We start from the raw sequence: 790 nt of genomic DNA, 5'->3' as shown, positions 1-790 counted from the left end.
TACCAGTCAGAACGACACTGCTCCAAAACCACTCGAGGGTATCCTCGCCGTATCCCAGCGTTGGATTACCAGTCAGAACGACACTGCTCCAAAACGCACACCACGTCTGCGGGCTGGATGGCCGAGTTGGATTACCAGTCAGAACGACACTGCTCCAAAACCCGGATTTGCTGGGGGACAAGTGGCGGGCTGTTGGATTACCAGTCAGAACGACACTGCTCCAAAACCCATGGCGACGATGGCTTCCACGGCCTCGTCGCTCGGGTAGCCCCTGCTGCGGAGTAGCTCCTTGCGCCCGTCCGTCACCGTGACGGTGGGCAGGTAGTCGATATGCTCGTACCTCGCCGCGCACGGGCGGTCCTCTATGTCGACGACCTCCGGCTCGACGCCGGCGTCCCTCAGCTTCGGCACGAGGTCCGCGAGCGTCGCCCTGCACGGGGCGCACCACTTGGCGTGCCATATGGTCACAGCGGGCATGGTCTCCTCCGCTCTCGCCGCACCACAGAATCTGGTATACTCATTTGTGAAGGGGTACACCCGCCCAGCTAATTGGGAGGGCAAGGCCCCTTTTCTATTGGCGGGCGAGGAAGATAGAGCTGGTCCCGTCCCTGGATACGTAGATCACGTTCACGGCATATTTCCTCATCCTGCGCCTTATCTCGTCAACAATGTCCCGCTCGTCACGCGTCGCGCCATACGACGTGATTACTATCCGAGCTTCGGAGTCTGCGTCCAGGCCGAGCCGCGTCCACTTGTGGGTTGGATTACCAGTCAGAACGACACTGCTCCA

2 protein-coding genes are annotated in these 790 nt (G+C 60.4%); both read right to left on the bottom strand.

All coding sequences use genetic code 11. The features are described from left to right. Positions 1-204: 204 nt before the first annotated feature. Positions 205-468: a thioredoxin family protein gene (locus HMPREF1868_RS06840; protein ID WP_197414969.1), complete on the bottom strand. Its 264-nt coding sequence runs from the start codon at positions 466-468 to the stop codon at positions 205-207. Positions 469-571: 103 nt separating this feature from the next. Beyond that, positions 572-790 (bottom strand): hypothetical protein (locus HMPREF1868_RS10025; protein ID WP_231782275.1); only part of this gene is annotated, 219 nt, incomplete at its 5' end.

It is taken from the genome of Olsenella sp. DNF00959 (assembly GCF_001553055.1).
Taxonomy (GTDB): Bacteria; Actinomycetota; Coriobacteriia; order Coriobacteriales; family Atopobiaceae; genus Olsenella_I; species Olsenella_I phocaeensis.
Note: the sequence above shows the minus strand (reverse complement) of the source record. Positions and strands in the feature narration are given on the sequence as shown.